We start from the raw sequence: 25268 nt of genomic DNA on the forward strand, positions 1-25268 counted from the left end.
GGTCACACGTTCGTGGGTCACAGGTGTCGACATTGTCGAAACGTGCCTGTTGAGCAGGCGTGACCTGGGTCATTACGTTCCGCCTCAATCACCACGTGGTGATCAGCCGTTCAAGGACGAATGGGAGGCCAGCGTGGGTCTCGGGACAGTGTTCCTCAGTGAGTTGCTCGGTACGGGCATCTTGCTGTTGCTGGGTGCGGGCGTGGTGGCCAACGTGCTGCTCGCCAAGTCGAAGGGTTTCGACGGCGGCTGGCTGTTGATCAACTTCGGTTGGGGCCTCGGTGTCTTCGCCGGTGTCTACATCGCTTACAAGTCGGGCGCGCACCTCAACCCCGCCGTGACGATCGGCATCCTCACCAGCGGAGCGGACGAGTTCGCACCCGGTGTGCCGGTCGGCGTGGGCTCGACGCTCGTCTACTTCGCCGGTGAGATGCTCGGCGCGTTCCTCGGTGCCGTGCTCGCGTGGCTCGCGTACAAGCCGCACTTCGACGAGACCCCCGACGAGGGCCTCAAGCTCGCGGTGTTCTCCACCGGCCCGGCGATCCGCAGCTACACCTGGAACCTGGTGTGCGAGATCATCGGCACGTTCGTCCTGGTCTTCGTGGTCCTCGCGCTCGGCAAGACGCCGACCCAGCTCGGCCCGCTGGCCGTGGCCATGCTCGTCGTCGGCATCGGTGCCTCGCTCGGTGGTCCCACCGGATACGCGATCAACCCTGCCCGCGACCTCGGTCCGCGCATCGCGCACGCGCTGCTTCCCCTGTCCTACAAGGGCACCGACGGTGAAGCGGTGGGCAAGAAGGACTCCGACTGGAGCTACTCCTGGGTGCCGGTCGTCGGCCCGATCATCGGTGGCGCGCTCGCCGGTGTCATCGCCTCGCTCGCGTTCTGATCTGACCATCCGGAAAGGACAGTTTCGATGACGCAGTACGTTCTCGCCGTCGACCAGGGCACGACCAGCACGCGGGCGATCATCTTCGACCACAGCGGCTCCATCGTCGCCGTGGGCCAGAAGGAGCACGAGCAGATCTTCCCGCGCGCCGGGTGGGTCGAGCACAACCCGGTGGAGATCTCCGAGAACACCCGGTTCGTGATCGGCCAGGCACTGTCCACGGCCGACCTGAACACCGGTGACCTCGCCGCCGTGGGCATCACCAACCAGCGCGAGACCGCGGTGGTGTGGGACAAGAACACCGGCGAGCCCGTCTACAACGCGATCGTCTGGCAGGACACCCGCACCCAGGCGATCGTCGAGGAGCTCGGCGCCCTCGGCGGCGGTGCCGACCGCTACAAGGCGAAGGTCGGCCTGCCGCTGGCGACCTACTTCTCCGGCCCCAAGATCCGCTGGATCCTCGACAACGTCGAGGGCGCCCGTGAGCGCGCCGAGGCCGGCGACCTGCTGTTCGGCAACACCGACACGTGGACGCTGTGGAACCTCACCGGCGGCCCCAACGGCGGTGTGCACGCCACCGACGTCACCAACGCGTCGCGGACCATGCTGATGGACCTCGACACGCTGCAGTGGGACGCGGAGATCGCCGCCGACATGGGCATCCCGCTGTCCATGCTGCCGGAGATCCGTTCCTCCTCCGAGGTCTACGGCACCGGCGGCCCCGGCGGTGTGCTCAAGGGCGTGCCGATCGCGGGCATCCTGGGCGACCAGCAGGCCGCGACGTTCGGCCAGGTCTGCTACGAGCCCGGCACCGCCAAGAACACCTACGGCACCGGCAACTTCATGCTGCTCAACACCGGTACCGAGAAGGTCGCCTCGAAGAACGGTCTGCTCACGACCGTCTGCTACAAGATCGGTGACGAGGCTCCCGTCTACGCGCTGGAAGGCTCCATCGCCGTCACCGGCTCGCTGGTGCAGTGGCTGCGCGACAACCTCGGCATCATCGGCTCGGCCGCGGAGATCGAGACGCTGGCCAAGACGGTGGACGACAACGGTGGCGCGTACTTCGTGCCGGCGTTCTCCGGTCTGTTCGCGCCGTACTGGCGAGCGGACGCCCGCGGTGCCGTCGTCGGCCTGACCCGTTTCGTCAACAAGGGTCACCTGGCGCGTGCCGTGCTGGAGGCGACGGCGTTCCAGACCCGCGAGGTGCTGGACGCGATGAACGCCGACTCCGGTGTGCCGCTGACCGAGCTGAAGGTCGACGGCGGCATGGTCGCGAACGAGCTGCTGATGCAGTTCCAGGCGGACGTGCTGGACGTGCCGGTCGTGCGCCCCGTGGTCGCCGAGACGACCGCTCTCGGTGCCGCGTACGCCGCCGGCCTGGCCGTCGGCTACTGGTCCGGGCTCGACGAGCTGCGCGCCAACTGGGCCGAGGACAAGCGCTGGACGCCGGAGCTCGACTCCGGTGAGCGCGAGCGCGAGTACCGCAACTGGAAGAAGGCCGTCACCAAGTCGTTCGACTGGGTCGACGCAGACGTCCGCTGACTTCTCTCTTTAGGAGCTGAAGAAGTTGTTCGCAAGGCTGGATCCGGCTCGCCGTGCCCGCTCGCTCGAAGCGCTGGGCAGCACGGAGTTCGACGTCCTCGTCGTCGGAGGCGGGGTGGTCGGCGCGGGTGCTGCTCTCGACGCGGCGTCGCGCGGCCTCTCCGTCGCCCTGGTCGAGGCCGACGACTGGGCGGCGGGCACGTCGAGCCGGTCCAGCAAGCTCGTCCACGGCGGGCTGCGGTACCTGGAGCAGCTGGAGTTCAAGCTGGTCCGGGAAGCTTTGAAGGAACGCGGGTTGTTGCTGCGCCGGCTCGCACCGCACCTGGTGCGGCCGGTGCCGTTCCTCTTCCCGCTGAAGAAGCAGTGGGAACGCGCCTACGTCGGCGCGGGCGTGATGTTGTACGACTCGATCGGCGGCGCCGGAGCCGTGCCGATGCACCGGCACCTCTCCCGCCGCAAGATGGCTTCACTCGGGCCGTCCCTGGACTCCGCCGCGTTCGCCGGCGCCATCCGCTACTACGACGCGCAGATGGACGACGCGCGACTCGTGGCGACTCTCGTCCGCACGGCCGCCCAGCACGGTGCGACGGTCCTGTCACGCGCTCGGGTCACGTCGCTGCTGCGTTCGGAGGGCCGGGTCTCCGGCGCTTCGGTGCGCGACGAGCTCACCGGCGTGACGCACGTCGTGCGGGCCCGGCGGGTGATCAGCGCGACCGGCGTGTGGACCGACTCGCTGAACTCGATGTCGCCCGGCACGCCGCCGTTCCACGTGCGGATGTCCAAGGGCGTGCACGTGCTGGTGGAACGGTCGAAGATCCAGCTCGACGGCGGCCTGATCACCCAGACCGAGAAGTCCGTGCTGTTCGTGATCCCCTGGGGCGCCTACTGGATCATCGGCACCACGGACACGCCGTACTCCGGTGCGCCCGAGGACGTGTCGGCCACGTCCGACGACGTCGCCTACATCCTCGACCACGTCAACGCCGTCCTCCGGTCACCCTTGTCGGTGGACGACGTCGTGGGTGCGTACGCGGGTCTTCGGCCGCTGCTCGCCGGGGCGTCGAGCGACACGTCGAAGCTCTCCCGCGAACACGCCGTCGCACAGCCCGAGCCGGGGTTCTTCGTGATCGCGGGCGGCAAGTACACGACCTACCGCGTGATGGCCGCGGACGTCGTGAACGCCGCGGTCTCTGGTCTGGGGCGCGCGGTGGCGCCTTCCCTGACCGCGCGGCTGCCGTTGTGCGGCGCCGTCGGTTTCCAAGAGCTGTGGGCGGACCGGACTCGGGTCGCTGCGGAGTCCGGCCTGCCCACGTCCACTGTGGAACGTCTGCTGCGCCGCTACGGCTCTGCCGTGTCCGACGTGCTGGCGATGATCGCGCAGGACCCGTCGCTCGCCACCCCCGTCGCCGGGTACCTGGCGGCGGAGATCGTGTACGCCGTGACGCACGAGGGCGCGCTGGGCCTGGAGGACGTGCTCGCCCGCCGGACCCGCATCGCGATGGAACACCTGGACTTCGGCGCGTCGGTCGCGGGCGAGGTCGCCGATCTGATCGCCGGTCCGCTGGGCTGGTCCTCGGCTGTACGTGACGCGGCTGTGAAGACCTATCGGGCTGACACGGAGTTGGCGGCGAGATGAGATGGACAGCGCGGAGCTGATCGAGAGGTTGCGGCGGGAGGGCGGCTTCCGGCTGCTCCCGCTGCTGGGGAACACCGGGCAGGTCGCAGGGGTGCACCTGGCTCGGTTCCTCCCCGGCGGGCACCTCGACGTGATCCAGGCCTGGGACGAGCGGTGGGCCGTGTGGGCCCGCCTGCCCGACTCGGTGGACCCGGCCGCGCCGTTCGCCGGACCGGATGGGGGAGTGGTGCGGAGCGGGTCGCTGGCTCGGGTGGCAGCGCCGTTGTTGCCGCTGCAGGCCGGACTGCTCGGGCCCTGAGTGCGGTTTCAGTCTCGACTTACCGCTCCTTAAGCGGCCCGCGCGAGGGTCGAAGCCATGATCAGAGCACTCGCACTGGCCCTGCTGGCCGTCGTGGCCACGGCCCCGGCCGCGCACGCCGCCAGTCCCGTCAGCCTGACCGACGGCTTCTACGTCGACCCCGACTCCAACCCCGCCGTGTGGGTGCGCGACCACGCGGGCGACGGCCGCCAGGCCGCGATCAAGGCGAACATCTCGACCAAGCCGATCGCACGCTGGTTCGGTGCCTGGAGCGGCGACATCAAGACCGCTGTCAGCGGGTACGTGAACAAGACCGGCACCAAGCTGCCCGTGCTGGTCGCCTACAACATCCCCGGCCGCGACGCGTGCGGTGGCCACTCCGGTGGCGGCGCGGGGACGCCTGAGGCCTATCGGGCCTGGATCTCCTCCTTCGCTTCGGCCATCGGCTCGCGGCCGGCCGTCGTGGTGATCGAGCCCGACTCGCTGGCGGACTTCGGCTGCATGGACGGCGGGAAGGTCGCCGAGCGGACGGCGATGATCAAGTACGCCACCGAGCAGTTCAAGGCCAAGGCGCCCAACACGTGGGCCTACCTCGACGCCGGCAACGCGCAGTGGGTGCCGGCCGCGACCATGGCGGGCCGGCTGGACTCAGCCGGTGTGCGCAACGTCCGCGGCTTCTCGATCAACGTGTCGAACTACCACACCACCGCGGCCTCGACGGCGTACGGCAACTCGGTCAGCGGTGCGCTGCCCGGCTACACCAAGCCGTACGTGATCGACACCAGCCGCAACGGCAACGGCCACAACGGCGAGTGGTGCAACCCCGGTGGCCGCAAGCTCGGCACGCCCGCGCGTACCGGTGGCGGTGCGGAGATGCTGCTGTGGGTCAAGGTCCCCGGCGACTCGGACGGGCGGTGCGGCAAGGCGCCGGGTGTCGACGCCGGGAAGTTCGACCCACAGCTCGCGTTCGACCTCGTGCACGGCTACTGAGCCAGGGCGCGCAGCGGCGTGGGCCCGCGGTACTCCGCGAGCCTGCGCCGCGTCTGGGCCTCGTCCAGGGCGACCTCGTCGAGCAGGTCGAAGAGCACGCGGCCGCGTTCGACGGCGGCCTCGCCCTGGGCGAAGATCTTGGCCAGGCCGGATTCCGCGTAGACGAGCGGTGGTGCCTTCTCGAACTCGAACAGCGTGCACGCCGACTGGAACGCGGCCGTGGCCGCCTCTTCCGGTACGACGCGGATGACGGCGGAGTTCGCCAGGAGCCACACGTACTGCTCCTCCATGACCTGCTTGCCGCCGAGCCGCATCCGCAGCGCCAGCTCGTGCAGGTAGAAGACGCACTTGGGGCCGTTGGGGCGGCGCATGACCGCCTGCCTGTCCAGGTCCTCGGCGGCCTGCCCGGTGGCGGCCTGCAGGGCGCGCGCGTAGTTCGGCGTCTGCAGGAGGCTGTTCACGGTCAGCACGTCGTAGGCCGTGATGCCGGTGGCCGTCGACTCCGTCATCGCGAGCGTGCGCGTGGTGTCCGGCGTCTGCGCGAGGTACGGGTCGAAGGCGTTGTGGTAGCGGCGGAGGAAGTCCTCGAAGTAGTCGATGTCCTTGCCGCAGACCGTGAGGTACTGCGCGAGGTCGATGTCGCTGCCCCGGATCTTGCCGTGCTCGAGGTTGGAGACCTTGCTCGGGTCCCAGCCGAGCTGCAGCGCCATGGCGCGGCCCCTCAACCCGGTGAACCTCTGCCGGAGCCGGCGCAGTTCGTCGCCCAGATCCCTGCTGTACGCGGTGGAAGTCGTCACTGTCACGACTTCGAACGTATGGGTTGGAATTACTCCATGGTACGGGCTCGTTCGGGTGAAAACGTGCTAGTCGATCAGCTTGCGGAGCTCCGCGTCGAAGTCGACGTAGTCGGTCTCGCAGCCGGGGGCGACCACGTCGTAGGTGGAGTTGAGGAACTCCTGCAGCTCGGACGACCGGACGTGGAACACGGCCTGCGACACGTCGGACCGCAGTTCGAGCACGGCGGTCGTGGAGTTGTGGGGCCGCAGCCGCACGTCGCCCGCGCCGCTGGTGGTGATCAACCCGTCGGCGAGCAGGTCCCGGCTCACGAGCCACACGGTCTCCTGGCGTCCCATGCGGAACGTCATGGTCACGGCGTGCGGGTCGTCGGCGCGGTAGCCGAGCTCGACGTCGACGGGCAACGGGCGCCCCGACGGAGCGATGAAGGCGAATGTCGAGTCGGCGCCCACTCGTGTCACGTTCCTCATGCCCCCTTAGACGTCCGGCAGCCTCCGTGGATGCCTCGATCAGGAAAAGCGATCGGAACGTGATTTTCAATGGTCCTCAAGTATGACTTTTCACATGCAGCGCCGGCCGCCAGGTGAGACGAACCTGCCCACCTGACCTGACCAGGCCTTTTGCGATATTCGACCTGGTGGGGTTCGGTCATCTGTGGACGGGATCACGGGCTGGGACGGGCAGCTCGCGACCCGAATGGCGGGATGACGTGAGGTGGAGAACCTTAATTCCAGTTAAAGCCGGAGGTGCTTTCCGTAGCTATTTCGGCACGGAAAGTGATGTCGGGTCAGGCCGGGTTGCCGCGCGGCCGCAGCCGTCCACCGGGCAGCGGCGGCGCCGGCAGGCGGGCACCGGGGTAGCCCTCGACCCGCCCGAACCGGTCGGTCTCCGCCTGCCACTCCTCCCGGAACGCGGCGATCTCGTCGTGCGTGCGCCCGACGAAGTTCCACCACATGACGATCTCCTCGCCGAACGGCACGCCTCCCAGCAGCACGACCCGTCCGCCGCCGGCCGAGGACAGCGTCAGCGTCGAACGGCCGGTGCCGACGTAGCCGAGGTCGCCGGGCTCCAGAGCGGTCTCGCCCAGCGTCACGTCACCGGTGTCGAGCAGGACGCCGTGCTCGAACGACGGCGCCACGTCCAAGGTCAGCGACGCACCCGCGGGCAGCACGACCTCGGCGCCGAGCAACGGCGTGAACGTCCGCACCGGTGACGTCGAACCAGCGAGTGAGCCGAGGAACACGCGCACCGAGGCGCCGTCCACCACGACCGTCGGCGGGACGTGGTGCTGGAAGTCGCGTGGCGCGTCGCGGTGGGCGTCGGGCAGGGCGAGCCAGAGCTGCACGCCGTGCAGGACCGAGGACGAGGCGGTGGACTGCTCGGAGTGGCAGATGCCGCTGCCGCCGGTCATGAGGTTGAGCTCGCCGGGCCGGACGAACGCGTGCACGCCGAGGCTGTCGCGGTGCTCGATCTCGCCGGTGAACAGCCAGCTGACGGTCTGCAGGCCCGTGTGGGGGTGCGGGGCCACGTCCATGGTGACGTCGTCCGGGCCGTAGTGGTCGCAGAAGCACCAGGCGCCGATCAGCGAGCGCTGCTTCTGAGGGAGCGTCCGGCGCACCGACATCGCCCGCGGGCCGCCCAGCGGGACGTCGCGCGGGGTCAGGACCTCGACACCGCCGGGGGTGGAGGTGCACGTCACTTCTGCGGGCTCGGCCTCGACATTGCTCACGGGGTCGATCGTAAGCTGGCGCGGGGGTAATAGTGGATCTTCACGCACACGCGTCGAGCCGGGGGTACGAGCTCGACTCCGCACAGCAGGAAGCCGTCGCGCGCCTGGAGGAACTCGGGCGGCGCCGCAGGGGCGTCTACCTGCACGGGCCGGTCGGCCGCGGCAAGAGCTTCCTGGCGGACGCCCTGTTCGACGTGCTGCCGGAGCCGAAGAAGCGGGTGCACTTCCACGCGTTCTTCCAGGAGTTGCACCGGCGGATCTCCGCACGGCTGCACCAGCGCGGTGCCGTCGCCGAGGCGGTGCGGGAGCTGGTCGGACGGGCGGAGGTGCTGGCGTTCGACGAGCTGCACGTGCACGACGTCGGCGACGCCATGCTGATGACGCGGCTGTTGGAGGCGCTCCAAGACCGCCGGGTGATGATCATCGCGACCTCCAACTACCCGCCGGACGGCCTGCTGCCCGACCCGCTGCACCACGACCGCTTCCTGCCCGGCATCGCGCTGGTCAAGGAGCTCATGGACACCGTGGAGCTCAACGGCCCCAACGACTACCGGCACCTGCACGGCGCCCCGCGATCGCGGTTCGAGACCGGCGCGATCGTCACAGCGGCCCCGCTGCCGGCCACGCCGGTCACCCTCGACGTCAACGGCCGCGCGATCACCGCGCTCGGCACCGAGGACGAGAGGATCTGGTTCGACTTCGGCGACCTGTGCGAGAAGCCGACCTCGACGCAGGACTACCTGGTGCTCGCGGACCGCTTCGACGACTGGGTGATCGTCGGCGTGCCACGGCTGCGGGCCCGTGACCGGGAGGCCCGGCAGCGGTTCGCGAACGTCGTGGACGTGTTGGTGGACAAGGACGTCAGGCTGACACTCGTGAGTGAGCACGCGCTCGGCGAGATCGTCGGTGGCGAGGTGCGCGACCTCGCCCGCACCGCCAGCAGGCTGGAGCTGATCAACACCACCGGGTGATCAGCTCGGGGTCCTGCGTACCGATAGTGCCCTTGTCCCCCCGGCAAGGAGTAGTCAGGCATGACATTGCGCGCACGCATCGGCGAGGTCGTCGACAGCACACGGTTCCAGTGGATGATCATTTGTGTGATCGTGGTGAACGCGGCCACCTTGGGAGCCGAGACCTCACCCTCGATCGTCGCGAAGCACGGCGGCCTCCTGGGCGCCATCGACCACCTCGCGCTCGCCATCTTCGTCGCCGAGCTCGCCGCCCGGCTCTACGCGTTCGGCTGGCGGTTCTTCCGCGATCCCTGGAACGTCTTCGACCTCGTCATCGTGACGGCGGCGCTGCTGCCGGCCGCGGGTCCGCTCAGCGTGCTGCGGTCACTGCGGATCCTGCGGGCGCTGCGACTCGTGGCGATGGTGCCCAGCATGCGCAGGGTCGTGACCGCGCTGGTGAAGTCCGTTCCCGGCCTGCTCTCGCTCACCGGGCTGCTGATGCTGCTGCTGTACATCGGGGGAGTGATCGCGAGCAACCTGTTCGGCGACTCCGGCGACCCGCGGTTCGCCGGCCTGGGGTCGACGCTGCTGACGCTGTTCCAGATCACCACGGGCGACGGCTGGTCGGACGTCATGCGCGACTCGATGGAGTACCAGCCGCTCGCGTGGATCTTCTTCCTCTGCTACCTGATGGCCGGCACGTTCACCATGCTCAACCTGTTCATCGCCGTGGTGTGCAGCGCGATGGAGCCGGAGGTGCAGCAGTTGCCCGCACCCCGTTCCGCGTCACACGACGACCTGCTGCTGCAGGAGGTCCGGGCGCTGCGGGAGGAAGTGCGGGGGATGCGCCAGAACGCCTGATCGGGTTGTCGTCCAGGTGACCTGGAATTTTAGTCCGTCCTGTCATCCGGTCGGTGGCGAAGAACCCACGAAAGTGGGGACGACGACCTGCTCGCAGGGGCTAAGAGACGCACCAGAACGCGACATCGGGCCTACCCGTTCGTGTCCGAACCAAGCCTGAACGGCGGATGGCCCGCTGGGCCATTGGCTGCAAAGGTCAGTTGCTGTTCGGCAGTGAGCGTTTGAACGAACAGGAGCCACTCAGGTCATGGCGAGCCCCACTGTGAAGCCGGTTCTGCGCACCGACTACCAGCGTTCCGTCGCGGACTACTGGAACAAGGAGAAGGATCCGGTCAACATCAAGCTCGGTGAGGTGGACGGTCTCTACCACCACCACTACGGGCTCGGCCAGTACGACCCCGCGGTGCTGGAGGCGCCCGCCGAGGTGCGCGACCAGGCGATGATCGCCGAGATGCACCGGCTGGAGACCGCGCAGGCCGAGGTGCTGCTCGACGCGTTCGGCGACGTTCCCGTCGGCGGCCACCTGATGGACGGCGGCTCCGGCCGCGGTGGCACCAGCTTCATGGCCAACGCCCGGTTCGGCGCCCGCATCGACGGCGTGAGCATCTCCGAGGAACAGGTCGCCTTCGCCAACGACCAGGCCGTCGAGCGCGGTGTCGCCGACCAGGTCCGGTTCCACTTCAAGAACATGCTCGACACCGGCTTCGAGACCGGCTCGTTCAACGGCATCTGGACCAACGAGACCACGATGTACGTGGACCTCCAGCAGCTGTACGGCGAGTTCGCGCGCCTGATCGCGCCTGGTGGCCGGTACGTCTGCATCACCGGCTGCTCCAACGACCTGACCGGCCTGCGGTCGCGGGCGGTCAGCCAGATCGACCAGCACTACATCTGCAACATCCACCCGCGCAGCGAGTACTTCCGGGCGTTGGCGGACAACGGTTTCGTGCCGATCAGCGTGGTCGACCTGACGCCGGACACCATCCCGTACTGGGAGCTGCGCGCCCAGTCGTCGGTCGCCACCGGTGTGGAGGACCCGTTCCTCACGGCCTACAAGGAAGGGTCGTTCCACTACCTGCTGATCGTGGCGGACCGCATCTGATGAAGGACCTCCTCACCGGGCCGTCCGGGCTGGGCACCTCCGCTGCCCGGTTCGGGCGGCCCGAGGCCGTCGCACTGCCGCCGGAACCCGGCTACGCGGAACGCCCGTGGGGTGACGGCACCGCTCCATCGCTGTACGTGCCGGTGCACGAACGCGAGGACGCGCTGCTGGCGGCCGCCGTCGACGAGCGCCTCGTCGCGTGGGCCGGGGAGTGCGGGTTCGAGGAGCCGGAACGGTTCCTGGGCGGCATGTTCGGCCGGCTCGCGGTGCTGACCCACGTCGACACCGACGACGTCGACCAGCTGCTGATCGCGGCGAAGCTGAACGCGGCGTGGTGGGCCGCGGACGACCTGTACGCGGACGACACGGAGATGGGCGCGGTCCCGGCCGAACTGCCGCCGCGCCTCGCGCTCGCGATGGCCGCGATGGACCCGGTCGCGCCCGCCGCCGAGTTCACCGTGGACCTGGAGGAGAGGATCGCGTCCGACCCGGTGCTCGTCGGCCTCCGCTCGGGCATCGCGCACCTCACTTCGCGCAGCACGGCCACCGTGGTGCAACGGGTCTGCTACTCGACGTTCGCGATGTTCGTGTCGTGGGGCGCCTACGCGGCCTGGCGCCACACCGGCAACTACCCGCCCGCGTGGCAGTACCTCGCGACGAGGCAGCACGACACCTTCTACACGTCGATGACGCTGATCGACGCCGTCGGCGGCTACGAGCTGCCCGCGCCGCTGTACTACGACCCGCGCGTGCGGCAGCTGCTCACGGCCGCGGGCACAGCGGCGGTGATGGTGAACGACCTGGTGTCGGTGGAGAAGGACGCCGCCGACGAGCAACCGGTCTGCAACATGGTGCTGCAGATCGCCGCGGACCGTGAGTGCTCGATCGCGGAGGCCACCGCACGGACCGTGGAACTGCACAACCAGCTGGTGCGCGACTTCGAGGCAGGGCACAAGGCGTTGCTCGCGGTGCCGTCGGTGGAGCTGCACCGGTTCTTGAAGGGCACCAAGGCGTGGATGGGTGGCGGCTTCGAATGGCACACCACGCATCCGCGCTACAAATAGAGGAATGCTTCCTACTCGAGACGCGACCCGCTACCTCGCCGTGGCCGACAGGGTGCTGCCGGGCCGGATCACCGGGTTCTACCTGGTCGGCTCGGCGGCGCTCGGCACCTGGCGTCCTGACCTGAGCGACATCGACTTCATCGCGGTCGTCGACGGTGCCACGTCGACGCGCCGCCTGCGCGCGCTGCACGTGCTGGGCAACCTCACGGCAGCCGCGCGGGCGGTCAGCAGGGTTGATCCCACGATTCCGGGGACGCTGAACGGCGCGTTCGTCGCAGCCGCGGACATGGGGAAGCCGGTGACGGCGATCCGGCCGATCGCGTCCCACAGCGGCAGGAGGTTCCACGTGGGTCGCGGGTTCGACGTGAACCCGGTGATGTGGAAGGTGCTGCGGGAAAGAGGGATAGCGGTGCGTGGGCCGGAGCCGGGCCTGCTCGGGCTGGACCCGGAACCGGCGAAGCTGCGGGAGTGGAACCTCGGCCAGTTGCGCGGTCACTGGCGGAGCTGGGGTGAGCGGTTGCTGACCGGACCGGCGAGCGACAAGCTGTTCGTGCCGGCGCATCGGGCGGCGATCAGCCGCGTGCTCGGGTCGCCGCGGCTGCACCACACGGTCGTCACCGGAGAGGTGATCTCCAAGGAGGCCGCCGCCGAGTACGCGCTCGACGTCTTCGGCGGAGCGTGGCAGCCGCTCCTGAGGGCAGCGTTGGCCCAACGGAGTGGGAGACCGGTCGAACTGGCGCCTGCCGAGGCGGTCCGTGCGGCGGGGGAGTTCACACTGGTGGTGGTCGCCGACGCGGAGTCACGCGAAGGCTCGGCGTAGCCACGCCATCCGCGCGGCCCGGGCACGGCGTGACAACGCCGCCTCCGGCGCGAGCTGGTCGAAGCCGTGACAGCCACCCGGCCACACGTGCAGCTCCGCGTCCCCACCCGCCTGCCAGATCCGTGACGCGTAGCCGACGGCCTCGTCGCGGAACACGTCGACCGAGCCGACGTCGACGTAGGCCGGTGGCAGGCCGGCGAGATCCGCCGCACGTGCTGGAGCGGCGTACGGCGACACGTCCGGCCCGCCCCGCGCGTCCCCGAGCAACGCCGTCCAGCCGGTGATGTTCGAGGCGCGCACCCAGGTGGTGCCGTCGAGGAACTGGTGGCTGGACGGCGTTTCGCACCTGTCGTCCAGCATCGGGCACATCAGCAGCTGGCCGCGGACGGCCGGGCCACCGAGGTCGCGGGCCATCAGCGTCACGGCCGCCGCCAGCCCGCCGCCCGCGGACGTGCCGGCGACGACCGGGGAGGCGAGACCGTTGCGCGCCATCCACGTCAGCGTCCGGTAGCAGTCCTGCACCGGCGCCGGGTGCGGGTGTTCGGGCGCCAGCCGGTACTCGGGGGAGACCAGCGTGACGCCGAGCTCCGACACCCACTCCGCCAGCACGTGCAGGTCGGAGCGGCGGGTACCCGCGACCATCCCACCGCCGTGCACGTGCAGGACGGGCGGGCCCGCGGAACCGGCCGGGCGCAGCACCAGCACGGGCACGCCGTCCGCGTCCTCCTCGCTGAACGTCACCGTGCCGCCCCTGGTGAGCTCGGCATCGGTGGCGACCCGTCCGTTCCAGCGCCGCTCCGGGATCCCGGCCGCGGTCAGCGGTGGCCGGGAGAAGTCCACCGCCGCCGCGATCTCCGGGTCGATCACCCCTTCACACCCGTGTGCGCGAGTCCCTCGATGAACTGCCGCTGGGCCACCACGAACACCACCAGGATCGGCACGGCCGTCATCGTCGCCGCGGCCAGCTGGACGTTCCACATCGGCCCGCCGTAGATGTCCACGAACTGGGTCAGCGCCTGCGGCAGCGTGAACATGTCCGGTGTGGACAGGTACACGATCGGCTCCAGGTAGAGGTTCCACGAGTGCAGGAACGTGAAGATCGCGACCGCCCCCAGCGCGGGCCGGGACAGCGGCAGGGCGATCCGGTAGAAGATCCCGGCGCGGCCCAGGCCGTCCATGCGGGCGGCCTCCTCCAGTTCCGGCGGCAGCGCGATGAAGAACTGGCGCATGATGAAGATCGCCAGCACGCACGGCGCCCCGAAGACCGGCACGATGATCAGCGGCCAGTGCGTGTTCGTCATGCCGAGCGACTGGAACATCTGGAACAACGGGACGATCGTGACCTCGCTCGGGATTAGCAGGCCGGTCAGCACCACCACGAACAGCGCGTTCTGGCCGGGGAACCGGATGCGCGCGAACGCGTAGCCCGCGAGCGCCGCGACGGCCATCGTGCCGGCCGTGACGACCACCGCGATGTAGAGGCTGTTCCAGTACTGCTGCCCGAACGGCTGCATCCGGAACACCGTCTCGTACGTGGAGAACGTCCACTCCGACGGCAGCAGCGACTCGGAAAAGATCTCGCTGATCGGTTTCATCGACGAGGTGACCATCCACCACGTCGGGAACACGAACGGTGTGCACAGCACGCACAACAACCCGTAGAGCGCGACGTTCCGCTTGGAGACGTTACGACTCATGGAGCACCCACTTCCGGCGCATCTGCCACTGCAGCAACGTCAGGGCGGCCACGATGACGAACAGCAGCACCGAGATCGTCGCGCCGTAGCCGAAGTGGTGGAACTGGAACGCCTGCTGGTACAGGTAGTAGATCAAGACGGTCGTGGACGTGCCCGGCCCGCCCTGGGTGAGTACCGCGATCTGCGCGAACACCTGCAGCGAGCCGACGATCGTGATGATCGACGTGAGCAGGATCGTCGGGCTGATCAACGGGATCGTGATGCTGCGGAACCGCCTCCACGCGCCCGCGCCGTCGATCTTCGCGGCCTCGTACAGCGGAGCCGGAACGCCCTGCAGCGCCGCGAGGAACAGCACCATGTTGAGCCCGACGTTCTTGATGACCTGCACGACGACCACCGACACCATCGCGGTCGTCTCACCCCGCAGCCAGTTCGGTCCGTCGACGCGGAAGACGCCGAGCAGCCCGTTCACGCTGCCCTCCGGCTGCAGCATGAGCTGCCAGACGAGCGTCCACGCCACCAGCGACACCAGCACGGGGGAGAAGAACAACGTGCGGAACAGCGTGGTGCCGCGCAGCTTCTGGTTGAGCAGCACGGCGAGCAGCAGCGCCAGCGACAGGTTCAGCACCACCAGCCCGGCGGCGAACCAGGCCGTGGCGACGAGCGAGTCGCGCAGCTTCTCGTCGGCGAGAAGCCGCGCGTAGTTCTCACCGCCGATGAACTCGAACGTCCCGCCGAGCACGTTCCACTCGTTGAGGCTGTACCAGCCGACCATTCCCAGCGGGACGAGCACGAACGCGAGGCTGCCGAGCAGAGCGGGCGCGACGAACAGGTAGCCGACCAGGTTGTCGCGTCTGCGATACGTCCAGAACGTCACGGGCGCTCCAGCAACGGCTTGATCTTCGCGCACACGCCGTCGAGCACCTGGCCGACGTTCGCGTCCGGCTTCCACAGCGGGTCGAGCGCCGCGCGGATCGTCTGGTTCAGCTCTTCCTGGCCCTGGTGGCTGGGCTTCACCACGCCCTTGCTGATGCCGTCGATCACGACCGACTGCAGCTGCTCCGGCTTGATCAGCGGGTTGCTCTTGGCCAGCGTCTCGGCGTTGAGCAGCGACTGGCGGACCGGCGGGAAGAACTGGGCGAGCTTCACGGAGTTGGCCGAGTTGGTGAAGAAGCCCAGGAAGTCCGCGGCGGCGTCGGCGTTCTTCGACCGCTTCAGCACGCCGACGCCGGCCTGGCCGATCACCGCGTAGTCACCCTTCGGGCCCTGCGGCAGCGGCAGCAGCGTCCAGCCGAACTTGGCGTCCTTCAGCGCGCCCGCCCGCGAGATCTGACTGACGGCCATGGCCGCGTTGCCCGCGAAGAAGTCCACGGTCGTGCCGGGGCCGGGGATCGCCTTGTCCGTGAAGATCGCCTTGTGGACGAACGTCATGGCGTCCTTCATCTCCTGGCTGGAGAAGCCGCACTGCTTGCCGTCCTCGCTCCACGCGTTCGCGCCCCAGCCGCGCCAGATCGCCGAGAGCACCGCCCAGTTCTGGTACTTGAAGTCCGGCAGCACCAGGTTCTTGCCGGCTGAGGCCGCGACGGCCTGCTCCCAGGTCTTCGGCAGGTCCTTGACGAGATCGGTGTTGACGAACAGCCCGAACGGCGAGGTGGAGAACGGATACGCGTAGAGCTCGCCGTCCTTCTCCCACAGCTTCGTGGCGGAGGGCACGAGCTCGTCGGCCTTCTCGACCTTGCCCTTGATGGGCGCGAGCGCGCCGGAGGAGACGAAGTCCGGTGCGGACTCCTCGAGGATCCACGCCAGGTCCGGCGCGTTGCCGCCGGCGATCTGCGTGGTGAGCGTGGTGGTGTAGCCGTCGGCCGGGATCGAGTCGAACTTGATCTCGGTGATGTCCGGGTGCGACGCCTTGTACTCGGACGCGATCTCGTTGAGCAGCTTGAGATGCGCCTCGTTGGCGGTCCACACGGTCATGCGCAGCGACTTGGGGCCGGACTGCGCGGAGGAACCGCTGCAGGCGGTGAGGGCCAGCAGCGCGGCGACGATCAGAGCGGTGAGGCGGGACATCGTTGTCTCCCTGGACTAGTAACCGGACACGTCCGGCCAGCGGAGCTCGACCCCGTCGCGTTCCAGGCGGTGCTGGAAGTCCGCGAGCAGGCCGGGGGTGTTGCGCACCGCGCGAGGGGTGACTCGGTGCGCCAGGCAGAAGTCCGCGAGCGCGCCCGCGACCTCGCCGACGTTCCACTCGACCGGGTGCAGCCGGTGGGAACCGTTGGTGATGTGGGTGGTGCCGATGTTCTTGCCCGCCGGTAGCAGGTTCTCGACGCGCTGGGGGATGAGCGCGCCGAGCGGAATCTCGAACGGGCAGCTCGCGACGTCGAGGTAGTTGTCGCCGCCGGTGGAGGGGTGCAGGTCGATGCGGTACATGCCGACACCCACGGCGTCGGCGTGCTGCACGGCGCCCTTGTCGCCGCGCACCGCGAGTGAGAGGTCCTGCTCGACGATCGTGTACTCGGTCCGCATCCGCCGCGACTCGCGGATGTAGGGCGCCTGGGCCAGGCCGTCGGCGCTGCCGGTGACGTCGCCGCGCAGCCGCAGGCCGGGGAAGCCGGTGCCGCCGTCCTGCCGCGGTGCCTCGGTCTGCAGCCAGTACAGCACCGACTTCGACAGCTCCCGCGCCGCCGCCACGTGCTTCTCCGCGTCCGGCACGTCGATCACCGGCGACTCGAAGTAGTCGATCATCGGCCAGTTGACCAGGCAGATGTCGCTGTCGTAGGCGCCTTCGACGAAGTTGCGGCGTGCGGCGATGCGGCGGAACGTCCACAGGTTGCTGTCACCGGCGCTGAGCCGCTGGTCGGAGAGCACCGACAGCGGGTCGTCGTCCGGGTTCGGGGTGAACGTGCGCTCGGCGGTGGTCAGCGTGCGCGGGTCGGGGGAGCGGAACGACAGCATCCGGTCGCCCCAGTAGGCGGGCTGGTACACGCGCCAGAAGTCGTACCGCTCGGGCTTGTCGATGGTGTGGTCGCCGTCGACGTGGTCGATCGCGAAGCACACGGACATCGCCTGCATGTTCGCCGGCTGGGCGGTCTCGGGCGCACTGGGCTCCCCGGTGTCCAGAGTGGACTCGAAGCCCGTCACGTACTCGGTGCCGGACAACGGGAGCAGCTCGCCGGTCTCGGTCGCGTCGAGGACGTACGGTGCGGCCAGTTCGACCTCGGTGCCGTTGTGCTCGACGGTGACCGACACGATCCGGTCACCGTCGGTGCGCGCGGAGACCGGCCGGGCGGGCTGGAGGACCGTGAGCCTGCCGCTGCCCCGGTAGGGGGCGAGCATCTCGTCGATCACGGCGACGGCGACGCGGGGTTCATGGCACAGGCGGCTCACGTTGCCCGCGCCGGGGTTGAGCTCTCGCCACGCCCGTGCCTGCGGTGTCAGCGGGTAGTGGCGGCGGTAGTAGTCGCGGATGCCTTCACGCAACGCGCGGTACGACGCGGTGACGCCGAAGCGCTCGACCCAGCTGTGCTCGTCCGGCGGCACGGCCTGGCTGGTGAGCTGCCCGCCGAGCCACTCGAACTCCTCGGTGAGCACGACCCGGCGGCCGGCGCGCAGCAGGGCGAGGGCCGCGGCGACCCCGCCCAGCCCGCCACCCACTACGACGACGTCAGTGTTGTGCGGCAACAGATTCCTCCAGATCAACGCTGGGCGGTGGAGTGGCCCAGCGTGGTGCCTTCGACGAACTCGCAGGCCAGCAGCTCCTGCGGGGTGGTGCCGTGTGCGAGCACCTCGGTCAGCGCCTGCACCGCCCGCCGCCCCATCTCGCGGCGCGGGATGCGGAAACCGGTGAGCCGGACGTCGTCCGGCGCGGGCCGGGTGGCGGCGCCGAGCGTCAGCACGGACAGGTCGCCGGGGATCGACAGGCCGCGCTCCCGGGCGGCGAGGACGAGCGCGGCACCGTCGGAGACCTCCTCGGAAAGCACACACGTGACACCCGCGTCGAGCAACTGGCCGAGCCCGGCGAACTGGACGTGCGTGCCCTTGACCCGTTGTGCCGCAACGGCTTGCTTGAACCCGCGCAGCCTGTCTGCCGACGACTCCGCGCCCGTGCCGGCGCCCACGTAGGCGAGCTCGCGGTGCCCCAGAGCCACCGCGCGGCCCACCAGGTCCCGCACAGCGGCGGCGTAGTCGGCACCCACGTGCGGCACCGGGCCGCCCGCGTCGTCACGCCGTCCGACCGAGACGAACGGGATGGCCTCCTTGACGAGCTGCGCCAGGTCGTCGCGGTCGATCGAACGTCCGAGCAGCACGCAGCCGTCCGCGAGCCGGATCCTGCTGTCGTCGCTGAAGATCCGCCGCTTCCCGCTCGTCGCCTTGGCGCTGGTGAACAGCAGCAGGTCACAGCCCGCCTCCTCCGCCTGCTCCTCGATGCCCTCGAGGAACGGCTGGTAGAAGTCCGCGCGGGTGCTCGGGAAGACGGCCTCGTAGGTGAAGACGCCGAGGATGCGGTTGCGCTGGTCGTGCAACCGGCGCGCGATCGGGTTCGCGACGTAACCGGTCCGCCGGATCACCTCGAGCACCCTCGCCCGCGTCTCCTCCGCGATCCGGACGCCGCTGTCGGTCCGGTTGTTGAGCACCAGCGACACCGTGGCCTGGCTGACGCCCGCCATCCGGGCGATGTCCTGCTGGGTGAGCCTCTTCGCCATGAGCACCTGCCGATTCGAATTGGCAGGGAGTCTGCGACAGCATCCGCATCGCCGTCAACCCTGTAATAATTCGAATTAGCATCTTGACGGGCCGGGTTCGTGCGAGCGAGGGTGCGCCACCAAGGAGGTAGGCCCGTGAACGCATTCAGCCGTCGCAGCCTGATCACCGGTGCGACCGCGGTCGGACTGCTCGCCGCTCTGCCGGCGTCAGCGCACGCCTTGCCCGCGCCCCCGCCGGTCACCCCGGACCGCCGCTCGTTCGTGCCGGACGAGCAGCGGTTCGCGCAGTACCTGATGCTCGTCTCGCCGATGGTCGCGGACATGAACGCGAGCGGCTTCTTCGGCGGCGGTTGGTGGCGCAGCCCCAACGCCTCGTACAACGCCCGCGTCCAGGAACACGTCTACACGCTGGCCTGGTTCGCGACCCAGTCCCGCTCGTGGAACCCCTACCGCGGCAACGCGAACGTGCTCGCCGCACTCGACGCGGGACTCGGCCACTACCTCGGGCTGCAGCACGCCGACGGCTCGTGGCCGGAGTACTCGGCGGACCAGCACTCGCTGGCGGCGACCGGGTTCGGCATGGGCTACCTGAGCAAGACGAACGCGCTGCTGAAGCGCGCCGGAGTGCTGCGGTCGCGGCAGGCCCAGATCAGCGCCGCGCTGCGGCGGGCCATGACGTGGTTCCTCGACCCGTCCAACGACACCGTCTGGCAGTCGCCGCTCACCTGGGCGAACCAGACGACCTCAGGCCTCGCCGGTGCGGCGCTCGCGCTGAGGCGCGACCCGGACGCCGCGCTGCGGCAGCGGCTGACCGAGGCGTTCCGGCGGCTGGCCACCGCCGGCCAGAGCCCCGCCGGGTACTTCTACGAGGAGTCCGGTGCGGACACCAACTACAACTTCGAGGTCATGCTGCCGGAAATGGCGGACGCGTGGCGGCAGACCGGCGACCCGAACCTCGTCGCCATGACCCGGAGGTACACGGACTGGCTCGGCTACAACCTGCTGCGCGAACCGGACGGTTCCGGCTGGTTCGCCAACATCGCCCCTAACTCCCGCACGTCCTCGAAGTTCTACGCCGACGTGCGCCCCGATCCCGAACGGACCGCGCTCAACGCCCAGTTCGTGCCGGAGGTTCCCGGCCTGGCCGCGTTCGTGTCGAGCCGCGAGGACCTGGCCGCCGCGCGTGCGGACTGGGCGGCCTCGACGGCGCCGGTGCCCGCGCTCGTCAAACCGGACACCTCACCGCGCATCCTCACGCACGCGATGTACGGCGAGCGCTACCCGAGCCGTGCCGAAAGGACGGCGGCCATCGCGCGGCTGCCCTACCGGCGCACGCACTTCACCGAGCGGCGCAGCGACCAGGGGCAGGACTTCCTGTTCGTGCGGCGGCCACGCTGGTACGTCGGCGGATACTTCGGCACGCGCCGGGCGACCTCGTTGGCGCGCACCGGGTTGACGTTCCTGTGGCACCCCGTCGCGGGCATGCTGGTGCAGTCGATCAACAACAACGACCACGCCTGCTGGGCCACGGTGCTGCCCGGTCAGGTGCCGGACTCCGACGGTGTGCAGCAGGCGGAGTTCCTCGGCGGCGAGCCGTACCGGTTCCGCTACCGCACGCCGTCCGGTTCGGTCGTGACGGAGGTGGCGGTGGGCGACCGGGTCGTGCGGTCGGTGCGGGCCGCAAGCGCGGCCACCGAGCAAATTCCTTTGGTGGTCAGGAATTCCGACACGGTGGCGCTGGACTCGCGCGGCCTCACGCTCACCCGCGGCCGCACGGTGATCCGGTTCGACTGGGGGCGCGCACTGGAGCCCCGGCTGCGGCCGGCCACCACGATCATCTATCCCGGCCGCCGGATGCGGGTCCTCACCGTCCCGCACGACGGCACGTTCACCCTCACGGTCACGGCGCGTTAGTCCACTGTGGACTGACAGTTTCACTCTGATGTCGCAATGGTGCCGCGCATGTCCGCGCAGCTCACGGGGTATTCGATGATCCCAAACCCCAGGTCCCCCGTTCGGGTGGTTACCCGGACGCGTGCGTCCCTCAGCGCGGTCGTGAGGAGTGGTTGTCATGGCACATCTGCGTCGTCTCGTCGACGTTCGCACCGGTGACGAGTTCGATCAGCCGGTTCCCTTCGGCCTGGTGTACCCGGTGTGCACCGCGGACGGCTCCGCACCGCCCAGCCAGCGCGGCCGGACCTGGGAGCATCTGGTGGCCAGCGATCGCGAGTTGCGACAGGTCTCGTGAAGTCCGTGTGAAGGGCGCCCGCACCGGGTAATGCCAGGTGCGGGTGACCCGGCCGGGCGCCCGTGCGAAGGGAGTTCGACATGGACTTCAGGCAAGGGCTCACCGACGCCTGGCGCGCCGTGGCCACGTTCGTGCCCAAGCTCGCGGCGTTCCTGCTGATCCTGCTGATCGGCTGGTTCATCGCGAAAGCGGTGGCGAAGCTCGTCGACAAGGTGCTCGAACGCGTCGGGTTCGACCGGCTCGTGGAACGCGGCGGCATCCGCAGGATGCTCGCGAACAGCAAGTACGACGCCTCTGACCTGCTCGCGAAGCTGGTCTTCTACGCGCTGGTGCTGATCACGCTGCAGATCGCGTTCGGCGTCTGGGGCCCGAACCCCGTCTCCGAGCTGCTGACCGGCATCGTGTCGTGGCTGCCGAAGGCCGCGGTCGCGATCATCATCGTCGTCGTGGCGGGTGCGGTCGCCAACGCCGCCAAGGACTTCATCGGCGGCGCGCTGGGTGGCCTGTCCTACGGCCGCGTCCTCGCCAACATCGCGTCGATCTTCATCTGGGCGCTCGGCATCATCGCCGCGCTGAACCAGATCGGTGTCGCCACCACGGTCACCACGCCGGTCCTGATCGCGGTGCTCGCCACGGCCGGCGGCATCCTCGTCGTCGGTGTGGGCGGTGGCCTGGTGAAGCCGATGCAGCAGCGCTGGGAAGGCTGGCTGGGACGCGCGGAGCAGGAGCTGCCGCAGGCCCAGGCTCAGGCGGAGGCGTACCAGCGCGGGCGTGAGGACGCCGTGCGCACCGGTACCCCGGCTCAGGTCCAGGCCGAACCCGTCACCGCGCCGGTGCCCACCGCCGCCGCGCGACCGGTGCCGGGGGAGGACCCGGTGCTCGGCGAGCGGAGGCTCGACGAGCGCTGAACGAGGATCAACGGCGAGGCGCACCCGCTCGGGTGCGCCTCGTTTCTCATGTGAGCTTCGGGAGCGCGTGCACCTCGTCGGCCAGCGGCCTCGCGTCGTGCAGGTGCGCGAGCTGGCAGATGGCCATCAGGCGGACGCCGAGCCACGACGTCGGTGTCCAGTCCGGCTCCAGCGCGTTGTCCAGCAGGCCTCGCCCGTACGCGGCGAGGAGCACGACCGCGCCCACCGTGCCGGCGCCCTCGACGCCGAACAGGAGGATGTCGCGCACCGCGGCACCGTGCTGGTCGACCTCGGCGGCGAGCGCGGGGGTGAGGGCGAGTGTCGCCCACCCGGCCACGCCGATCCGGTCGGAGAGTTCGGAGATCCACTGTCGCGCGTTCTTCTCGCGCCAGGTCACACGCATTCCGACACCGTAGCGGCGTCCGGTGAAATGCCGGTTTGAGGGCGCTCGAACCGGGTACACGGGCGCGTGCGCGTCAAGCAGTCGGCGCGGAGTTCCCGGCTGTGAAGGCAGGCGATGACCATGACCACCGAACTCGACGAGCCGTCGTCGCGGCACCAGCGCGCCGTCGTTCTGGAGAAGCTGGACACCGCGGTCTGCACCGCGCTCGCGGGTGTCGACCCGGACGAGGCCCGCCGAGGCCTCGCGGAGGCGCTGGCAGCCTGCTCGGCCGCGCACGCCACGGTGTCGCCGCAGGTCGCGGGATGCGTCGAAGCCGCAGGTGAGCACCTGCACTACGGCGAGCGGATGGAGGCCCGGATGCTGCTGACCGTCGCTCACCGGTTGCTCAGCCGGGTCTCGCGCTCGATGGCCGTACCGGCTCCCTCGACTCCCGGTGACGTCGTTCTCGGCCGGTGATTGGAGCACCACCGCCCTGGGTATCTCGAACGCACGTTCGAGTGGAAGGGGGTCGTGGTGAACCGCACGCCCGAGAAGGACCCGCAGGACTGGACGACCGGTGACGAGCCGATGACCGGTCCACAGGAGTCGTACCTGCACACACTCGCCCAGGAAGCGGGCGAGGAAGTGCCGGCCGAGCTCACCAAGGTGGAGGCGTCGCAGCTCATCGACCGGCTCCAGGAGAAGACCGGCCGGGGAAGTTGATCGTGTTGAACGCCACGCCCGCGGGTAACCGGGGAACGTGGACATCAAGCACGAAGTGACCCAGACGGAAGTGCCCCGGGAGTCGTCGCTGCTGGCCAGTTTCCCGGACTACCTCGGCGCCCAGCGCCTGGTGGACCGGATGTCCGACGACGGGTTCCCGGTCGAGAGCGTGCGGATCATCGGCGACGGTGTCCGGACGGTCGAGCAGGTGACCGGACGCATGACGCGAGGCCGCGCCGCGGTGACGGGCGCGGCCAGCGGTGCGTGGTTCGGTGTGTTCATCGGCGTGCTCTTCGGGCTGTTCACCGCCGGCCAGACCTGGGCCTGGTTCGTGTTCATCAGTCTCGCGGTCGGCGCGTTCTGGGGTGCGGTCTTCGGGTTCGTGGCGCACTGGAGCACGCGCGGACGCCGTGACTTCGCGAGCACCATGACCCTGCAGGCGCGCCGGTACGAGGTGCACGTCGACGGCGAACGCGCTGCCGAAGCGGCGAAGTACGTGCTCTGACGCCATGCAGACCTTCCTGCCGTTCCCCGACTTCGTCGCCACGGCCCGTGTGCTGGACCACCGCCGTCTGGGCAAGCAACGGGTCGAGACGCTCCAGGTCCAGCGCGCGCTGGTGGTGCCCGGTCACGGCTGGCGCCACCACCCGGCCGTGAAGATGTGGGCGGGGTTCGAGGAGGCGCTGGTCCGGTACGGCGTGGAGATCTGCGCGGAGTGGCGCTCGCAGGGGTTCCGGGACACCTGCGAGGCGACGATGCGGTCGGACCTGGCCCGCGCCAGGGGAATCGTCGTCGTGCGCACCCAGGACGAACTGGCCGCCGCCGACGAACTCCCCGCCTGGCTGGGCGACCCCGAGGTGCACCTGAGCCACCAGTCCGCGCTGGTGCGCAAGGACCCCGGCCATTACCGCAGGTTCTTCTCGAGCGTGCCGGACGACCTGCCCTACGTCTGGCCGCCGACGCTGACCCGCACGGTGAACCCGTCGGCGTCGCGGCCCATGGACACGTAGTCGCACGTGCGATGCAGGATCCACAGCCCGAGCCCGGCCGAGCGGGTCTCGGTCGTCGGCACCAGGCCCGCCATCGGATCGGACGGGCCGGGCCCGTGGTCGGTCACCGCGAGCACTACGCGTGAGCCGCCCGCCCACAGCCGAAAGCGGACCGGCGCGATGCCGTGCGTCAGGCCGTTCGTGACGATCTCGCTGGCCGCGTAGACGGCGTCGTGCGTGGCGTCCTCGTCCAGGTCCAGCCCGTCGATCGCGTTGCCCACGGCCTCGCGGACCGCACTGGCGGCCGGGTCGAGGAGCTCGAGCAGCGGAACACCCTCTTCGAGCACGTCCGGGAGCTGCGGCGACGCGGCGAGACCCTCGCGGTAGCCGGCGTTCGCCTCGTGCGTGCCGGGCGTGGTCGCGATGTTCGGGTGCGTTCTCACCACGTCGGCCAGCACGTCGGCGGGCGTTGTTCTAGTGTCGTACGGGCACAGGCCCCACACCGGGAACTCGGCGAACGCCTGGTTCGCCGCGGCCTCGTAGCGCGCCCACCAGTCCCAGCGCGCGCCCGTGCCGGGGTGCGGGATGTCACCGACCACGCGCATCTGCTGCGCGCCGTCGGCCGTGTGCTCGCGGAAGAGGTCGCGGTAGCTCGCGATGGCTTCGGACGGCCGGGAGTACTGGTCGGAGCCCGGCCGGAAGATCACACCGGTGCGACCCAGCGCGCCGCGCAGCAGAGCGGTGTTCTGCTCGGAGCACGCCACAACGCACGGCTCACCTCCGCGCAGGCCGTCCTCGAGGAACGGCACGGCGTGCGCGAGGAAGTCGTCGTCAGTGCCGTAGAAGGCGGTCTCGTGGAAGAAACCGGTCACAGGGACCGATGCTACGCCCGCTTTGAGGCGTTCATCCCGGGGAACCTGGCATTCGGCCGCTGCCGGAAGA

Annotated in this window: 28 protein-coding genes; 17 read left to right on the forward strand and 11 right to left on the reverse strand. The window is 69.6% G+C overall.

Going from position 1 to position 25268, the window contains the following annotated elements:
* Positions 1-133 precede the first annotated feature (133 nt).
* Genes LX88_RS16400 through LX88_RS16420 form a run of 5 tightly spaced genes read left to right on the forward strand, consistent with a single transcriptional unit; the run spans position 134 to position 5358 of the window.
* A complete protein-coding gene (locus tag LX88_RS16400) occupies positions 134-889 on the forward strand; it encodes an MIP/aquaporin family protein (RefSeq protein WP_258948638.1) in 756 nt (251 codons plus the stop codon).
* A 27-nt stretch (positions 890-916) separates the two neighbouring features.
* Positions 917-2434: a glycerol kinase GlpK gene (gene glpK, locus LX88_RS16405; protein WP_258948639.1), complete on the forward strand. Its 1518-nt coding sequence runs from the start codon at positions 917-919 to the stop codon at positions 2432-2434.
* A gap of 25 nt (positions 2435-2459) precedes the next feature.
* A complete protein-coding gene (locus tag LX88_RS16410) occupies positions 2460-4070 on the forward strand; it encodes a glycerol-3-phosphate dehydrogenase/oxidase (protein ID WP_372511322.1) in 1611 nt (536 codons plus the stop codon).
* 1 nt (position 4071) lies between these two features.
* The gene (locus LX88_RS16415; protein WP_258948640.1) at positions 4072-4368 is read left to right on the forward strand and encodes a hypothetical protein; all 297 of its coding nucleotides are present in this window, start codon (positions 4072-4074) and stop codon (positions 4366-4368) included.
* Between the two features lie 57 nt (positions 4369-4425).
* Positions 4426-5358: a glycoside hydrolase family 6 protein gene (locus tag LX88_RS16420; RefSeq protein WP_258948641.1), complete on the forward strand. Its 933-nt coding sequence runs from the start codon at positions 4426-4428 to the stop codon at positions 5356-5358.
* Here LX88_RS16420 and LX88_RS16425 read toward each other — a convergent pair.
* From LX88_RS16425 to LX88_RS16435, 3 genes are all read right to left on the reverse strand, one after another.
* Positions 5352-6161: a helix-turn-helix domain-containing protein gene (locus tag LX88_RS16425; protein WP_258948642.1), complete on the reverse strand. Its 810-nt coding sequence runs from the start codon at positions 6159-6161 to the stop codon at positions 5352-5354. The two genes, LX88_RS16420 and LX88_RS16425, sit on opposite strands and share 7 nt — an antisense overlap.
* A 60-nt stretch (positions 6162-6221) precedes the next feature.
* Positions 6222-6623 carry an SsgA family sporulation/cell division regulator gene (locus LX88_RS16430; RefSeq protein WP_090064079.1) on the reverse strand — a complete coding sequence of 134 codons (402 nt, stop codon included), beginning with the start codon at positions 6621-6623 and terminating at the stop codon, positions 6222-6224.
* Between the two features lie 317 nt (positions 6624-6940).
* A complete protein-coding gene (locus LX88_RS16435; protein WP_258948643.1) occupies positions 6941-7882 on the reverse strand; it encodes a pirin family protein in 942 nt (313 codons plus the stop codon).
* 32 nt (positions 7883-7914) lie between these two features.
* Between LX88_RS16435 and zapE the strand changes: the two genes are divergently transcribed.
* The 5 genes from zapE to LX88_RS16460 all read left to right on the forward strand — a co-directional run bounded on the left by zapE (position 7915) and on the right by LX88_RS16460 (position 12679).
* Positions 7915-8853, forward strand: a complete 939-nt coding sequence (gene zapE, locus LX88_RS16440) for a cell division protein ZapE (protein WP_258948644.1) — start codon at positions 7915-7917, stop codon at positions 8851-8853.
* Positions 8854-8913: 60 nt separating this feature from the next.
* Positions 8914-9693: an ion transporter gene (locus LX88_RS16445; RefSeq protein ID WP_258948645.1), complete on the forward strand. Its 780-nt coding sequence runs from the start codon at positions 8914-8916 to the stop codon at positions 9691-9693.
* A gap of 247 nt (positions 9694-9940) precedes the next feature.
* Positions 9941-10795, forward strand: a complete 855-nt coding sequence (locus LX88_RS16450) for a geranyl diphosphate 2-C-methyltransferase (protein ID WP_258948646.1) — start codon at positions 9941-9943, stop codon at positions 10793-10795.
* Complete coding sequence (locus LX88_RS16455) at positions 10795-11859, forward strand: family 2 encapsulin nanocompartment cargo protein terpene cyclase (protein ID WP_258948647.1); 1065 nt, start codon at positions 10795-10797, stop codon at positions 11857-11859. Before LX88_RS16450 ends, LX88_RS16455 begins: the two co-directional genes overlap by 1 nt.
* A 4-nt stretch (positions 11860-11863) precedes the next feature.
* Positions 11864-12679, forward strand: a complete 816-nt coding sequence (locus tag LX88_RS16460; protein ID WP_258948648.1) for a nucleotidyltransferase domain-containing protein — start codon at positions 11864-11866, stop codon at positions 12677-12679.
* Here LX88_RS16460 and LX88_RS16465 read toward each other — a convergent pair.
* Genes LX88_RS16465 through LX88_RS16490 form a run of 6 tightly spaced genes read right to left on the reverse strand, consistent with a single transcriptional unit; the run spans position 12659 to position 19076 of the window.
* The gene (locus LX88_RS16465; protein ID WP_258948649.1) at positions 12659-13546 is read right to left on the reverse strand and encodes an alpha/beta hydrolase; all 888 of its coding nucleotides are present in this window, start codon (positions 13544-13546) and stop codon (positions 12659-12661) included. The two genes, LX88_RS16460 and LX88_RS16465, sit on opposite strands and share 21 nt — an antisense overlap.
* A complete protein-coding gene (locus LX88_RS16470; RefSeq protein ID WP_258948650.1) occupies positions 13543-14376 on the reverse strand; it encodes a carbohydrate ABC transporter permease in 834 nt (277 codons plus the stop codon). The genes LX88_RS16465 and LX88_RS16470 overlap by 4 nt, the downstream gene beginning before the upstream one ends.
* Positions 14366-15253 (reverse strand): carbohydrate ABC transporter permease, encoded by an 888-nt coding sequence (locus LX88_RS16475; protein WP_258948651.1) that lies wholly within the window; start codon positions 15251-15253, stop codon positions 14366-14368. Before LX88_RS16475 ends, LX88_RS16470 begins: the two co-directional genes overlap by 11 nt.
* Positions 15250-16443 carry an ABC transporter substrate-binding protein gene (locus tag LX88_RS16480; protein WP_258948652.1) on the reverse strand — a complete coding sequence of 398 codons (1194 nt, stop codon included), beginning with the start codon at positions 16441-16443 and terminating at the stop codon, positions 15250-15252. The genes LX88_RS16475 and LX88_RS16480 overlap by 4 nt, the downstream gene beginning before the upstream one ends.
* A 15-nt stretch (positions 16444-16458) precedes the next feature.
* Positions 16459-18054, reverse strand: a complete 1596-nt coding sequence (locus LX88_RS16485) for an FAD-dependent oxidoreductase (protein WP_258948653.1) — start codon at positions 18052-18054, stop codon at positions 16459-16461.
* Positions 18055-18068: 14 nt separating this feature from the next.
* Positions 18069-19076 carry a LacI family DNA-binding transcriptional regulator gene (locus tag LX88_RS16490; RefSeq protein ID WP_258948654.1) on the reverse strand — a complete coding sequence of 336 codons (1008 nt, stop codon included), beginning with the start codon at positions 19074-19076 and terminating at the stop codon, positions 18069-18071.
* A 135-nt stretch (positions 19077-19211) separates the two neighbouring features.
* Here LX88_RS16490 and LX88_RS16495 point away from each other — a divergent pair, with 135 nt between their 5' ends.
* The 3 genes from LX88_RS16495 to LX88_RS16505 all read left to right on the forward strand — a co-directional run bounded on the left by LX88_RS16495 (position 19212) and on the right by LX88_RS16505 (position 22232).
* Positions 19212-20990, forward strand: coding sequence for a hypothetical protein (locus tag LX88_RS16495; RefSeq protein WP_258948655.1), 1779 nt, complete (start codon positions 19212-19214; stop codon positions 20988-20990).
* A gap of 157 nt (positions 20991-21147) precedes the next feature.
* Entirely contained in the window at positions 21148-21324 is a 177-nt protein-coding gene (locus tag LX88_RS16500; RefSeq protein WP_166051932.1) for a hypothetical protein, read from the forward strand.
* A gap of 80 nt (positions 21325-21404) precedes the next feature.
* On the forward strand, positions 21405-22232 hold the full coding sequence (locus tag LX88_RS16505) for a mechanosensitive ion channel family protein (protein ID WP_258948656.1): 828 nt from the start codon (positions 21405-21407) through the stop codon (positions 22230-22232).
* Positions 22233-22278: 46 nt separating this feature from the next.
* On the opposite strand, the gene LX88_RS16510 is transcribed toward LX88_RS16505, so the two are convergent.
* Positions 22279-22635: a DUF6401 family natural product biosynthesis protein gene (locus tag LX88_RS16510; protein WP_258948657.1), complete on the reverse strand. Its 357-nt coding sequence runs from the start codon at positions 22633-22635 to the stop codon at positions 22279-22281.
* 120 nt (positions 22636-22755) lie between these two features.
* Here LX88_RS16510 and LX88_RS16515 point away from each other — a divergent pair, with 120 nt between their 5' ends.
* The 4 genes from LX88_RS16515 to LX88_RS16530 are packed head-to-tail and all read left to right on the forward strand — an operon-like array spanning position 22756 to position 24347.
* Positions 22756-23091: a hypothetical protein gene (locus tag LX88_RS16515; protein ID WP_258948658.1), complete on the forward strand. Its 336-nt coding sequence runs from the start codon at positions 22756-22758 to the stop codon at positions 23089-23091.
* A gap of 57 nt (positions 23092-23148) precedes the next feature.
* The gene (locus tag LX88_RS16520; RefSeq protein ID WP_090064545.1) at positions 23149-23337 is read left to right on the forward strand and encodes a DUF3072 domain-containing protein; all 189 of its coding nucleotides are present in this window, start codon (positions 23149-23151) and stop codon (positions 23335-23337) included.
* 55 nt (positions 23338-23392) lie between these two features.
* Positions 23393-23842, forward strand: coding sequence for a YflT domain-containing protein (locus tag LX88_RS16525; protein ID WP_258948659.1), 450 nt, complete (start codon positions 23393-23395; stop codon positions 23840-23842).
* 4 nt (positions 23843-23846) lie between these two features.
* Entirely contained in the window at positions 23847-24347 is a 501-nt protein-coding gene (locus LX88_RS16530; RefSeq protein WP_258948660.1) for an MSMEG_6728 family protein, read from the forward strand.
* On the opposite strand, the gene LX88_RS16535 is transcribed toward LX88_RS16530, so the two are convergent.
* Positions 24281-25198 (reverse strand): anti-sigma factor RsbA family regulatory protein, encoded by a 918-nt coding sequence (locus LX88_RS16535; RefSeq protein ID WP_258948661.1) that lies wholly within the window; start codon positions 25196-25198, stop codon positions 24281-24283. The two genes, LX88_RS16530 and LX88_RS16535, sit on opposite strands and share 67 nt — an antisense overlap.
* Between the last annotated feature and the right edge of the window lie 70 nt (positions 25199-25268).

The sequence above is a fragment of the Lentzea californiensis genome (genome assembly GCF_024648825.1).
GTDB lineage: Bacteria > Actinomycetota > Actinomycetes > Mycobacteriales > Pseudonocardiaceae > Lentzea > Lentzea californiensis.